At 38.8% G+C, this 13,071-nt stretch carries 13 protein-coding genes and 1 pseudogene; 2 read left to right on the forward strand and 12 right to left on the reverse strand.

Features of this window, described 5'->3' with window-relative positions; genetic code table 11:
* Window positions 1-5: 5 nt before the first annotated feature.
* Complete coding sequence (locus LCD32_RS18145) at window positions 6-716, forward strand: GntR family transcriptional regulator (protein WP_052321090.1); 711 nt, start codon at window positions 6-8, stop codon at window positions 714-716.
* A 39-nt stretch (window positions 717-755) separates the two neighbouring features.
* Here the strand turns inward: LCD32_RS18145 and LCD32_RS18150 are convergent, their stop codons facing one another.
* Complete coding sequence (locus LCD32_RS18150) at window positions 756-1,319, reverse strand: Imm64 family immunity protein (RefSeq protein WP_224564433.1); 564 nt, start codon at window positions 1,317-1,319, stop codon at window positions 756-758.
* A 325-nt stretch (window positions 1,320-1,644) separates the two neighbouring features.
* Here LCD32_RS18150 and LCD32_RS18155 point away from each other — a divergent pair, with 325 nt between their 5' ends.
* A complete protein-coding gene (locus LCD32_RS18155) occupies window positions 1,645-2,541 on the forward strand; it encodes a PhzF family phenazine biosynthesis protein (protein ID WP_224564435.1) in 897 nt (298 codons plus the stop codon).
* Window positions 2,542-2,580: 39 nt separating this feature from the next.
* Here LCD32_RS18155 and LCD32_RS18160 read toward each other — a convergent pair whose 3' ends face one another.
* The 11 genes and pseudogenes from LCD32_RS18160 to LCD32_RS18215 form a co-directional block, all read right to left on the reverse strand.
* Window positions 2,581-3,441 (reverse strand): LysR family transcriptional regulator, encoded by an 861-nt coding sequence (locus LCD32_RS18160; protein WP_035390077.1) that lies wholly within the window; start codon window positions 3,439-3,441, stop codon window positions 2,581-2,583.
* A gap of 13 nt (window positions 3,442-3,454) precedes the next feature.
* The gene (locus tag LCD32_RS18165; protein WP_224564437.1) at window positions 3,455-3,961 is read right to left on the reverse strand and encodes a hypothetical protein; all 507 of its coding nucleotides are present in this window, start codon (window positions 3,959-3,961) and stop codon (window positions 3,455-3,457) included.
* Window positions 3,962-3,976: 15 nt separating this feature from the next.
* Window positions 3,977-4,483: an LURP-one-related/scramblase family protein gene (locus LCD32_RS18170; protein ID WP_224564439.1), complete on the reverse strand. Its 507-nt coding sequence runs from the start codon at window positions 4,481-4,483 to the stop codon at window positions 3,977-3,979.
* A gap of 105 nt (window positions 4,484-4,588) precedes the next feature.
* Window positions 4,589-4,929 (reverse strand): annotated as a pseudogene (locus LCD32_RS18175) (darcynin family protein).
* Between the two features lie 71 nt (window positions 4,930-5,000).
* Window positions 5,001-5,591, reverse strand: a complete 591-nt coding sequence (locus LCD32_RS18180; RefSeq protein WP_224564441.1) for a Crp/Fnr family transcriptional regulator — start codon at window positions 5,589-5,591, stop codon at window positions 5,001-5,003.
* A 147-nt stretch (window positions 5,592-5,738) separates the two neighbouring features.
* Window positions 5,739-6,587, reverse strand: a complete 849-nt coding sequence (locus LCD32_RS18185; protein ID WP_224564443.1) for an MBL fold metallo-hydrolase — start codon at window positions 6,585-6,587, stop codon at window positions 5,739-5,741.
* Window positions 6,588-6,653: 66 nt separating this feature from the next.
* Entirely contained in the window at window positions 6,654-7,820 is a 1,167-nt protein-coding gene (locus LCD32_RS18190; RefSeq protein ID WP_224564445.1) for an MFS transporter, read from the reverse strand.
* Window positions 7,821-7,957: 137 nt separating this feature from the next.
* Entirely contained in the window at window positions 7,958-8,260 is a 303-nt protein-coding gene (locus LCD32_RS18195) for an ArsR/SmtB family transcription factor (protein ID WP_045034889.1), read from the reverse strand.
* Window positions 8,261-8,478: 218 nt separating this feature from the next.
* Complete coding sequence (locus LCD32_RS18200; protein WP_122632033.1) at window positions 8,479-8,985, reverse strand: DNA polymerase III; 507 nt, start codon at window positions 8,983-8,985, stop codon at window positions 8,479-8,481.
* 15 nt (window positions 8,986-9,000) lie between these two features.
* Window positions 9,001-10,554: a ribonuclease YeeF family protein gene (locus LCD32_RS18205; protein WP_411908500.1), complete on the reverse strand. Its 1,554-nt coding sequence runs from the start codon at window positions 10,552-10,554 to the stop codon at window positions 9,001-9,003.
* A 497-nt stretch (window positions 10,555-11,051) separates the two neighbouring features.
* Window positions 11,052-12,032 (reverse strand): restriction endonuclease, encoded by a 981-nt coding sequence (locus tag LCD32_RS18215; protein WP_122632035.1) that lies wholly within the window; start codon window positions 12,030-12,032, stop codon window positions 11,052-11,054.
* Between the last annotated feature and the right edge of the window lie 1,039 nt (window positions 12,033-13,071).

A 13,071-nucleotide genomic window follows, 5' to 3' on the forward strand; every position in this document is an offset into this window, starting at 1 on the left:
TGGCTATGTTAAAATATCAACAAATTGCGAGCGATATTGAAAAATATATTGTCACACATGAGCTGCAGCAAGGAGACAAACTCCCTGTGCTTGAGACGCTCATGAATCAATTTGCTGTGAGCAAAAGTACAATTATCAAATCATTAGATTTACTCGAAAGAAAAGGGATTGTCTATCAGGTGAGGGGCAGCGGCATCTTTGTGAGAAGGCATAGGCGCAAAGGCTATATTAGCCTATTATCCAACCAAGGGTTTAAAAAAGATTTAGAGGAATTTCAACTGACATCAGAAGTTCTCACGTTAGATACAGTCAAACCGCCAGAAGAAGCTGCGCTGAATTTAAACATTGAACTAGATGAGGATGTTTTCTACCTTAAACGCATTCGTTACATCAATGGACAAACTTTATGTTTAGAAGAGTCCTATTACCGGAAAACCATTATTCCTTACCTCAACACAGAAATTGCAGCCGATTCTGTATTTAAATTCATTAGTGAAGGCCTTGGTCTTAAAGTGGGCTTTTCTGACATGTACCTGCAAGTTGGCAAACTAAACGAAACTGAAGCGAAGCACCTCGGACTTAAACAAGACGATCCTGCTCTTCGTGTCGAAACCGTCTTTCATCTCACTAACGGCCAGCCCTTCGACTTCTCGAAAATCACATATAACTACATGCAATCCCAATTTTTTATTCAGGCGAATAATTATTATGGGTGATGGATGGAAAAAGCCTCCTGAGACATTCAGGAGGCTTTTCTACTGTTCTCTTTTAACCTTTAAATATTTCTTCCCTCTCTCTTGAGTAGTTAGCCCGTCAATGGCAGTATCACCATAAAAAATGACTAAATAATCCTCTTTACCTTTAAGAACAACCGGAAAAGCATCATGTTCTTGCAGATTCTTTTCAACATCATCTGGATGAATCTCGACTTCCATTTCATGTCCAATAAATGCATACTCGAACGTAAGAGTATGATAAAGTTCTACAAGACACTGTACGATCTCCTGTTGAATACGAACTACATCATGTGAAACAACCTCTGTCCAGTTTAAACACAGAACGAATCCAACAAAACCAGCTTCTTTTTGTATGTTCATGGTCGTATGTTTTAGACATGTTCCCGCCAATTCAAATTCTGTATAAAAACCTTCTAAGTAATTGTTTTTGATTTTATTTTCTTTTACATCATGTTCGATCCATACTTCGCCATTAGCGTCCTGACTAAACTTTACTTTTGTCATTGAAATGCCTTTCTTTGTTAAATAGTCAGTCAGTTGGTGAAAAGTGGTTGTTAAATGAATGTCATCATAGAATACCAATCCGATATTGATATATCCTCCTAAAGCTATGTTGAACCCCTCGCTTTCTTTATGTTTTGTTCAAGCATACTACAAAAAAGTAGATTCTTTTGAACCTGCCTTTTGATCCGGTATTATTTTCTTTCAGCCTTAAACGTCTTTACTGTCTTACTACTCTCTGACATTCCTTTTCCTGTAACGGTAACGTAGACCTTTCCACCCTTAGCGCCTAGTTGTTTGATGTTACATGAACAATTCCAATTCATCACATCAAAAATATTCATTTTACGAATGCATCATACACACTTATGATAAACATAACAACATGTTTAGGAGGATTCGTCAGATGAAAGATATTAGGGTGTATCATGTCGATGCGTTTACAACTGAGAAGTTTGGAGGTAATGCCGCTGGGGTGGTGTTGGATGGGGAATGGTTAACGGAGGATGAGATGCAGAATATCGCCAAGGAGTTGAACTTACCCGAGTCCGTTTTCTTGCTGCCGGCACATGATGAGAAAGCCGATTATCGAGTGAAATATTTCACTCCAACGGAAGAGGTCAATTTCTGCGGGCATGCGACGGTTGGGTTGACTTGGCTTTTAGCGACGGAGCTAGATATGGCTAAAGAAAAATCAGGGGTGGTGTTAGAAACAAAGATCGGCCATGTTCCCGTTGTATGGCACGAAGAGAATGGCAAAGTTGTGGATGTGGAGATGACACAGGTCACGCCAAAGACGCGAGATTTTATCATCGATGTAGAAGAGCTTAGTGACATGCTCGGTATAAGCAGTGACAGGATTGATCCATCCTATCCTATAAAATTAGCAAACACCGGAAACTGGCATCTTCTGGTTCCGCTGAAACACCAGCATGACATTGATCAAGCAGCACCAAACTTAACAACTTTAGGAAAAATGAATAAAGAGCAGGATATCACAACGACTCACCTTTATACGTTTCAATCCACAAAGGACTGTGATCTTTATACAAGGGATTTTGCACCTGGCATTGGTATACCCGAAGATCCTGTAACGGGAGCAGCAAACGGGGCATTGGCCGGATATCTTTATTTGGAAGGGATCATTTCTCAGCAAGAAACCACTCATCTACACATTGCCCAAGGTGATGCAATCGGCAGACCAGGATTGCTTCGTATCACGGTCATTCCGAATGAAGCAAAGCCGGTCATTAAAGTAGCAGGTGCAGCGGTTATTACCATTCGCGGGGTGGTCACGCTATAAATTGATCAGCTTGAATAGAGACTCTCGTTCAAGCTGAATCTATTTAAAATGATCTTTGACTGCTTCAATCCATCTTTTAGTAGAAGGAGAGGCTGCGTTAAAAGATTTAAACGCCATATTGATTTCGCGATAAACACGGGTCTCAAGTGGAATTACGTTCGCATGAGGCACCTGAGACGGCAACATCAACTTCGGAATGATCGTGAGCCCAAGGCCTTCCTGAACCATAGAGATGAGCGTATTGTTGTCCCCAATCTCAAATAAAACATGGGGTTTTACGCCTCTTTCTTTTAATATTTTCTTAATGAGTTGATCACAGCCCGCTTTTGGCATAATAAATGGTTCATCTTGGAACAAAGCCACTTCCATCACCTTCTTTGTATGGAAACGATGACTCTCTTGCATGAGCACCACCAATTCATCTTGAAACAGTGGAACAGTTTCCAAATCTCTAGATGGCTGTGTTAAAAATCCAAGATCAACTGTGCCAGATGCGATCCACTCTTCAATCTCTTCATAGCCGCCTTCGTATAACTCCAATTGGATATTGGGATAACTTTTCGTAAAACGATGAATGAGCTGCGGAAGCATTTTTGAAGAAAAACTAGAAAACGTGCCGATCTTGATACTCCCCACTTCCATCCCTTGAATCAACGCCGCCTCCTGCTCAAGCAATGACGCATGATGAATGATTTGGCGAATATGGGGCATCACTCGCTCACCTGCATCTGTCAGCGACAGCCCGTTTCGATTCCGATGAAGCAGCACAATCCCAAGCTCTGACTCAAGCTTCGCCATATTATGACTCACCCCAGACTGCGTTAGCCCAAGCTTCTCACCAGCTTTTGTAAAACTGCCGCATTCGACGACTGTTTGAAATACTTTGTATGGGAATGTCATTCGTTTGCTCACCTCACTTTAGTTCTTGGCAAAACCTACTGTTAGACATGTCTGTGATTTTTAGATTTAATTGTTGTTCGACCAATTGAAAACATGCCTGCTGAATCCATAAACGTTTAAATGTATAGAGTTGTTCTTTTTCATCGCCATGCATCTCTTCATCTTTTTCTAACTGAAAATCTGTTAATTCGATTTTGTCATGCACATGCATATGAATAAAAACATGCGCATTGTGAAAATCATGCATATGCTCTACTAAAGCTGAGATATTGGTGATAAAGTCATCAAATATATCTTCTTCTAGCGTTTTCTTGAGATCTAGATGGCTGTGCACATCCATTGATATGTAATTATCTCTTTCATCCAGTTCTTCTTGAGTAGCCAGAGGGTTATCATGAATCGTTGCTTTTCTATTTAAATCTATAATCGAGAAATAGACGATGATGTCTTTATTATCGAGAAATTCATACTCCCATATCTCTGCATCTCTTAATCTTAAAATGCGGGTGAGGTTGTCCAACTTTAAACCCTCCAATTAATTATTCATTGTCGTCGACGAAGACCTAGACGCTGCTTCATCCGCTTTCACACAATCAATCGCAACAACCAATGCAATCATCACAGGCTCCATCTCTTCTTTCAAAATATCCACCTTGTAGCTATCCCCCCAAGTAAACCATTCCTTCTTTACCTGACCAATCACTTCGCCGCTTTGCAGCACTTGGAAATTCATATCCCACCAGTTCCCTTGTACTTCGATACCACCAGCATCAATTGAATATTTTGCTTTGAAGAATGTAAACTCTTTTTTGATCGTCAATATCTCTTGTCCACCGACTTCTACTAAAAACTTCGGTAAAAAGCTAAACATTTTCTTCGTAATTACAGCGATGACGTCTCGTTCTGTATTCAAAATGGTGAACGTCTTTGGCACCTTCATAAAGCTGCCTTCGACCACATATACATCGTTCTCCTGTTGGTCCTTTACCGTAAACCTGCCGCTCAGACTAAATACCTTTTGCTTCATATACAGCTGCTTCATAAGTACCTCCGATTCAGTTCAAAAATTTATCCGTTCTTACCTTACCCCTGATTATACCAAAAAATAGAATGTGCAAAAAACCACCTGATAGCAGGTGGTTTTCGATTACTGATCCATTTTCAGAGATTCTTTTTCATATGTTTGAAAAGCATCTTCCATTCCCATGATGACCTCTTTAATTTTGACATAACCACTTGTGTAAGGAATAGAATCTCTAATCTCTTCCCACATAAAATGATAGAACTTCAGGTCATCCGTTTCACACATCACAAATCTGTGTAATCCTTACCTGGAAGAGCTTCAGCATCAAAAAAGCGCACCGTCACATGTTCCTCATATTTCTGCATCAACTCTTGCAGCGAAGCCGCATGGGTTCTGCGCTCCTCTCGTGGTAAAGCAAGCCAAGATGGATAGAACTCTAATAAAACAACCATCATATATTTCATCATCATGCCCCTCGTTTCTTCTATGATGTGATGATTGTACGCCAGATCTAGAGAATGCGCATTAACATAGGTTAATGTTCAGCAGGATGCAGCAGCCTGCTCAGCGAAACCGGAGAAATACCGATATATGAGGCAATATGATATTGAGCGATACGCTGATGTAACCCGGGATATTTCAATAAAAACGCCTGATATCGCTCAATGGCTGGCAAATATAGCAGTTCCCTCTCACGCTCTTCCTTTCTCGTATACAGCCTTTCTACACTCACCCGAACAAACCGCTCCCACATATGACTGCTGTCCATCAACAATTGAAGCAGATCATACGGAATTTCAATCACGATAGAATCCTCCATCGCTTCAATCGAATAAGGAGAAGGCTGCCCGTTGATCATACTTGCATAAGACGTAGCAAAATCATCTTCCAACGTAAAAGCCACGTTGTACTCCCTTCCATCCGGTAACAAATAGAAGAGACGGAAGAGACCTATTATGCAGAAATAGGCATGCTTCACTGGATCGCCAGCCTTGATTATGCATGTACCCGCTTTTAATTGTTTAATCGTTGTTCCTTCTTTGAAGGCTTGCCAATGATTTTGTTCGATTGGATACTTGGATATTTTGGTTTTGAAAGTATCGTATGGGTCAGTTATTTTGTCCACCTGTTTTTTTCCTCCTAATAAGGAACACTCAAGCCTACTTGGGATTTTTTTATTATTCATGCTAAAAATAAGTCTGTCACAATACGTGATGCAAAAAAAGTCTCGTTTGAGGGAAATCACTCAAATGAGACTTTTTTTAGTGGTTATTTAATACCCATTTACAAAGTAAGCAATGGTTTCTAATTCATCTTCTTTCAGTTCTCTGTTCACATATGCTTGATATTCACTCATGATTCTCTGGTGATCCCCACCACATTGAACAGTGAATTTCGCCATCACCCGAAGCTTATCTGTTTCCTGACGAAACTCCTTTTTTGTCCACGGTCTTTGGTGCGATGGAATATACGTCTCCGCATCAAAAGCATCTAACTCATCTAAAAGACGCAAAATTTCTTTTACCGTCAAATGTACTTTTTCTGCATACATTTTCGGATAAATACAATCACCAAGAAACAGAATTTTCTCTTCTTTCACATACACGATCACTGAATCAGCAGCATGATCGCCTCCAACATGCTGCACGACACAAGTAACCCCGCCAAGATCAATTTCCATCCGACGGTCAAACGTCACATCCGGTAAAACCACCTGAATATCTCGATGATCCTGATATTCTTCTTTTATCGCCTTCGCGCAAAACTCAATCTCCGTTCCTTCCCTCACCCGCTCATCAATCGCCTCATCAGACCAAGAAAACGGAACAAGCTCCTCCATTTCTTTTCTGGTTTTTGCAGAAGCAATCGAAACCGAATCAGGCAGCGCTGGCAGACCAAAAATATGATCCCAATGCCAATGCGTGAGGACAACGAGATCGGGCTTGGCGTTCTCGTGTTTTAAGGTTTCTTTGATAAAGTATTTGGCATGATCTTCCGAGTTACCAGCATCGATCATTAAGGTTTTGTTAGTGCCTGCGACCATACCTAGGATAGGGCGGTCGGTTAGTGATACTGGTGTGATGTACCAAAAACTCCGACCTATTTTTTTAATTGAGTGCAAAGGTGCTTCCTACTTTCTGTCATTATTTTATAAATTGAATCACGTTTTTTCCCATCGTTCTACTGTTTAAGTATATCGAATTTCATTACTCGAAGTAGCACGCGAAGCCAATATTGTTACAATGATCGCGATTGCAACGCCTAAAGCACCTGCCCAAGTAACGGAAGAAAGAGAAACCCTCTCTACAAAGATACCTCCAATAGCTGCACCTGCAGCCATCGCCAATTGCATCATTGACTGATTGAGACCTAATAGTATACCTGATGACTCTGGCTCCATTGTAGCTAGGTGATATTGTTGAGTCGGGCCAGAAGACCATGCAGCAAATGACCATAATATTAAAATGAGCAATACTCCAACATAAGAATGCGTAACTAGTGAGAGCAATATGAGCATGATGACATGTAATGTCATTCCACTAATCAGAGTAAAATTCACACCCCATCGATCGGTACTAAACCCACCAAACTTTGACCCAACTAGACTAGCAATCCCGAATACGAGGAGAACTCCACTCAGCAATTTGCTGCTTACACCTGATATATTTAAAAGGTAAGGGGATAGATAGGTATAGGCAATTGAATAACCACCAAGCCAGAAAAAGGTGATGGCTAATCCCAACACTACTTTTGGTTTTTTTAAAAGAGCGAGTTGTTGAATTAAAGGTACAGGTTTATCCCCTTGGATTTTTGGAATCGTAAGAGAAATTATAGCCATAGCTAATAATCCGAGTAAGGCTATTCCTCCAAATACAGCTTTCCAACCAAAGAAATCACTAGTCATCCTGCCTAGTGGGACTCCAATAATCAATGATGCTGTAAATCCCATTACTACTGTAGCAATAGCTGTACCTTGCTTACCTTTTGGTGCGATTTTTTCAGCAATTGTTAATGCAGTAACTACGACCATCCCCGCTCCAAGAGCCATAATAATTCTTGACACAATAAATAATTGATACCCAGGGAGGACGAATGCAAGAATATTACCTAAAATAAAAACGCTAAGTGAAAATAACATTAACTTGCGTTTATTCATTCCCGATGTTAAAGCCATTAATAATGGGGTGAAGATGGCATACACAAGAGAAAAAATCGTAATTAACTGGCCGGCTGCAGCTATCGTAATCCCTAATGATTCAGAAATATTATCCAAAATACCAGAGATAATATACTCTGATGTACCAACTAAAAAACTGACAATAGCTAAAATGTAAATCTTTACAGTGTTTGACAATGTAGATCACTCCTTATATATAATACATTTACATATCTAGAATTGTTAATATGTATGGACAAAAAAACATATTACGATAAGTCGATTTGTATTTAATAAATGAAACTGAATTCTGATGTATGAATTCAGTTCATTTATTAAATATTTTTTTCTAGAATCTTAGCAATTTTTTTTATGGCATTTTCATCTCTTTTATAATACGTGTATTTACCTATACGCTCTGTCGTAATTAATCCAGCTCGTAGTAAAATTGAAAGGTATTGAGATGCTGTTGATTGCGTCATTTTCAATTTATCTGTTATTTGACTAACACATACCCCTGTAGTATTCATATCAATCCCTTCATGAGGTGTAAAATGACGATCAGGTTCCTTTAGCCATTGTAAAATTTGCAATCTGGATTCATTGGATAAGGCTTTGAAAACTTCTATTGGCTCCATACAAAACATTATATCGATAAATAACGATATGTCAACATGTGTTGTTTGAGATTCCTTAAAAGTTTCTGTTTTCCTTCTTCCTCTGGTATGGTTCACCGTGATGCCTTTAAATGAAGTTATTAAAAAACCTTGGTGGAAACCAACCTCTACCAAGGTTCTTAAAATATTATTTTATGTTGGAAGATCTCTAGAACTACATTTAAATTAGAAATTGCTTATCACTCTTCACAAAAACTAATGATTTCCTTCGGTACAGGTTCAAATATTAATACCTCTGGCTTTGGATAAGGCCTTTCCCTCAAATAATCTTTGAGTGGGATCATACTTTTCCAGTACTGCTCAATCCAATATTCAATCGCTTCTCCAGTGTCAAAATTTAAAGCTTCCTCATCAAACTCTTTCATATCTTCATAGAATGCTTGATCATAAATAGAAAGCGAAATTTCACTATCAAATACAAATATCTTGTCCGTAAATATAGGAAAACAAAAAGACTCGGAAAAACGATTGATTATATCAGCGCCTATTGCTTCTTTGAAATTAATCCATTTAGGAATATTAGAAGGTCTTAAGTTTTCTGTTATCTCTAATTTCACTCTTCCACCATTACTATATCTATGATTTGACTTCGTAGAATATTTAATGCCACTGTTCATGACTTCCTGCTGTGAAACATGAAACTCATGACTCTCGGGAAAATATGCATGGTATAGTAAGTCACTCATGTAATCACCTTCTCTCTATTTATTTCTTGGAACGTAAGGGAAGTGTGAACTTCTTGTTGGATCATCTAAGTTTTCAAATACCCTGTGACTCCCAGTTGGTGTATCAGGTGTGCTGATATTCCCATCAAATTCTTTATAATACTTGGTTATTTTATTTGGGTTCGGATTATTAGGATTTGGCCAGTTTGAATAAGCCTTATCAGGATTAGTCATTGTTTCTTCCCTTAACTTAGAAACATCTACATCTTTACCATATTGAGACCTATTAGGAGTTGACGGTCTACTTGAGTCATACATATGTTTTTCAGAATGTGGACTAACAAAATCTTTGGGGTTAGTACCACCATTTGGCTTTGTAGGTACTGGAGCACTCCCCTTAATCCCCATTTTCCCCTGAAACCCTTTCACCCCAAACGGCAAAATCCTTGCAAGTGCTGCATTCATACTCGCTTCCTGCTGTTCTTTTGAAACCTTGTTTCCAAACATGTCTCGGCCTGTGATCGCTTCGCTGAAACCGTTTGTGGCGGTGAGGCCATATAAGCCTTTTTGTGATGTTTTTAACGCATCGAAAGACTTCTGTGATGTCTTGTAAATGTCGACTGCTCTGACTGCGGCAGACGAGGCTTGAGTCGTTTTATAGACAGCCTTTCCTCCTTTGAAAATGCGGCCTGCCCAGCCGACGATTGGGATGTAGCCTGCTGCTGCTATGCCTCCTGCCGCGACTCGCTGGCCTGCGGTGAGTTCCTCGCCTGTGATTGGATCAACGCCTGTTGCGGCACGTTTTGCATCGTTCACGCCAGTCAGTTCATTCACGATGTTTCCACCATAATCGAGCGCTTTTTCATACCAAGGACGGTTGGCGAGGGCTTCTTGTTCCTTTGCGATCTTGCGGGCTTCTTCTTGTTCTTTTTTGATTTTCAGATATTCAGAAGTTTGTTTTTCAATATCACCTTTTGCCTTGTAGATGTCACTATTTTGATACGCTTTCTTATCAAAATTCATAGGTGAAATCGCTTTTCCGTCATTTGTCGCATTGATCATTTCAGCGTACAATGCCATTGTAGCTTGCTGCTCCGTCTCTGACAAAGCATATTCATCTTTTAAATTTTGATCAAGCTCTCTTAGTTCTTTGACCATCTTTTTTCGTTCATCTTCCGCATCTTCTATTTTTTCATCAAAGGTTTGGCTATCAAATACCTCTAGGGAAATAAGGTCATCAATGTCTTGAAAAATGGTTTTGAGTGCCTTTTTTTGATCCTTTACAATGCTTTTGGCGTTTTTGATGCCCATATGTACTGCGTTGTCTAAAAAGTGTTCTTCTACAAAGGTATCGCCGCCAAAGTTTGTATCATCCAGTGTCCCAGAAACACCTTCATGAAAGGCTTTTTGTTTATCAATGAAGCTAATAAACATGTCCACATTTCCTGCGAGTTCTTTGTAGAAGCTTTTAATGTTATCGGCACCTTTTCCAGTGAAGGCGTCACCGAGATTGGCAACACCTTGAAGTGCCTTTTTTAAATCTATCATTTGTTCGCGGAGTTCCTGATAGTGTTTTGCCCTTGTATCCATGGCACTGGTTAGTGCTTTTGCATCAAGTATCTTGCCCAGATTAAGCCACTCCCTCCATTATTGATCATAAAGTCTATTTTACCGTGACCTCCAAAACGGAAAAATAGACTAAATGACACAAAAATTGGAATAGACTCTCTATCTCGACAAAAGCAGGAAATAGAAATAGGATAGACAATACATTTTGCTCTGTCTAACCTTACCTTCTTCCTATTTATAATCATTGATTGGTCCTTTATCCAAACTCTGTGATAGAACCTATTAAAACATTAATCCCTGTTCAAACTCTTCAGTGATATGAGATAATGCCAACTAAATCGAAAGGAGAATCAATGTGTATAAAGGAATCATTTCTGAAATTATGGTGCTTTTCGGCTTTTGGATTTTTCTACAATTATCCTTGAACATCAATATCTTTCAAAACTCAATGAACTATTTTATTGTTATTACCCTCTTTTTCCTTTTTATTCAGGCATTAAAGCGTAGGCAATAAAAAATCACTCAGGTACATACACTTTTTTCAAAGGTAATAAAGATCTTGTCTCAGCTGGCATATGCTCATACCAATGTACAATAAGGTCTACGAGTTCTTCTAAATCCACTAGGTGAACTTCATTATGCTTCGCAACAGCTTTGGCATTTGAAGTGAATCCACCAGTAGAAACGAATAAACTGTTTGCATTCATGGGATTAGCCCCTAATAATTGTTGTACTTCTGGGGAACTGGCTGAGGTTTGCCGATGCTTAACTTGTACTTTAATAATAGGTTTTTCAAATCCAAATGCATCTTTATAAGCTAATACATCAACACCGCCATCAGGCCCTTTTGGGCTTACGCGAACATTGTATGACATGGCTTGCAGTAAGCCCCCGACTAGATCTTGCATCTGCCACGGATCCAGTTTATCTACCTTATCAGCAATCATAACAGTTGCTTTGCTGACTAAATCTTCAATAATTTCATCTTCTTCTGTTTCATCTTCGTATGCTGCAATAGAAGTAGGGTTCTTGAGTAAATGTTCAATCTCTTGCCCCCAATCATCTACACGAAAAACAGTTGATATAGAACCGAGGCTGTTCTTAGCTGGTTGACTGAGGGAATCTCGTTTAACGGCGATTGGCTCCCAAATCACCTTAATGTGATTTGGATACATTTTATCTCCAGCTGCTTCATCAAAAAAATGCGGAGCAGTCACAGTACCTACTCGATATTCACGACTCTCTTTTAAATATGTAATGATTCGATCTCCCTTTTTAATTTCTCTACTGAACCTCCATATCTGACTAACCCAGCTTCTCCTTGTAAAAGGTTTGTTCTCGGCGAATATGACATCAGCTCGATCATTCATCTCTTGCTTTGTTTGATATTGTTTTGGATTACCTAATTTCGGCCACCCAATCGATGCAATACCTTCCTTTTCCCAAATTGAAATTAAATCATTTTGGTCACCTGCACGAACCATCCACCATTTCGTCATTAACGATTCTCTCCTATTCCATCCCATAAATATTCTTACTAAATTATAAGACTTATTTCTTGTAAACAAAAGGATATACTCACCATTTTTGTCGAAAGAAACAGAAAAACCCGGACAAGCATATACCACGGTTGTCGACATGTAATAGCTAAAGCTTAGATAATTCACTTTCCCTTTTCTTAAGCTTTCTTCATCGCCTTTATATCTACGTAAGCATTTAGCTAATTAAGTACAAGGACTTTTAGATAAATTCTCTAGAGATAATGTATCAAACTAATATTAAGGAAAGAATAGTCTGCCTCCCCTGCCATTTTCAATAATATGACACGCTACTTGAAACAACCTTTCAAACTAATTGTTTTAATATTAAGGCAGTTAGATACTTTTAAAATATAAAAATGCCTCCCCAGATAAAGAAGAGGCATTTTATAAAAAAACTCATCTACTTATGAAACGGTTCACCGTAACAATTTAAAGGTAGCAAAAAGCACGACTTAAAAGGTTAAGTATAAAATTTTATGGTGCTTAATAATAAACCTCATGTGGGTTAAATCCACTTGTGGTGAATTGACAGTGAATACAAAAGGATAAAATCAAGAGTAGCACTTGCCATTATTTTTATTAAACAAAAGAAATAAACCACCCAAATTAGCTTATGCTTAAAGGTGGCTTATTTCTTTTGTGATCATGATCGTGGATAAAAAAGTAATCACCCTTAGCTGTGACCTGAGAATTAGGTGATTACTCACTCTCATCCATAATATTCTGTTGGCCGCTCTTAATCGGCAATTTATTTCTTGGCTATAGATATTACCAGTACCTATACCCTTATCATTATTATATATTAAGCAGATTTATTTATGAAGTCACTCAATCTTAATATTTAAATTCTAGCAAAGCTCCAGGTCCATCCTTCACATCTGTGAGGCGCTTGATTGCGATATCACCGACAGCATGGAAATTGGTCAGAGAATAGAAAAATCCCTGCTACTCGGTTGGAGCGGCAGGGATCTTGATTTGTCAGTAGCACCTTACTTAA

This window comes from Bacillus sp. RSS_NA_20, from assembly GCF_020165915.1.
Lineage (GTDB): Bacteria > Bacillota > Bacilli > Bacillales > Bacillaceae > Bacillus > Bacillus altitudinis.

Coding starts and splice junctions, on each gene's coding strand:
- LCD32_RS18145 (WP_052321090.1), top strand. CDS start 6: ATGTTAAAATATCAACAAATTGCGAGCGATATTGAAAAATATATTGTC.
- LCD32_RS18195 (WP_045034889.1), bottom strand. CDS start 8,260: ATGGAGCCAATAGAAGTTTTCAAAGCCTTATCCAATGAATCCAGATTG.
- LCD32_RS18200 (WP_122632033.1), bottom strand. CDS start 8,985: ATGAGTGACTTACTATACCATGCATATTTTCCCGAGAGTCATGAGTTT.
- LCD32_RS18170 (WP_224564439.1), bottom strand. CDS start 4,483: ATGAAGCAGCTGTATATGAAGCAAAAGGTATTTAGTCTGAGCGGCAGG.
- LCD32_RS18155 (WP_224564435.1), top strand. CDS start 1,645: ATGAAAGATATTAGGGTGTATCATGTCGATGCGTTTACAACTGAGAAG.
- LCD32_RS18215 (WP_122632035.1), bottom strand. CDS start 12,032: ATGACGAAATGGTGGATGGTTCGTGCAGGTGACCAAAATGATTTAATT.
- LCD32_RS18205 (WP_411908500.1), bottom strand. CDS start 10,554: ATGGATACAAGGGCAAAACACTATCAGGAACTCCGCGAACAAATGATA.
- LCD32_RS18160 (WP_035390077.1), bottom strand. CDS start 3,441: ATGACATTCCCATACAAAGTATTTCAAACAGTCGTCGAATGCGGCAGT.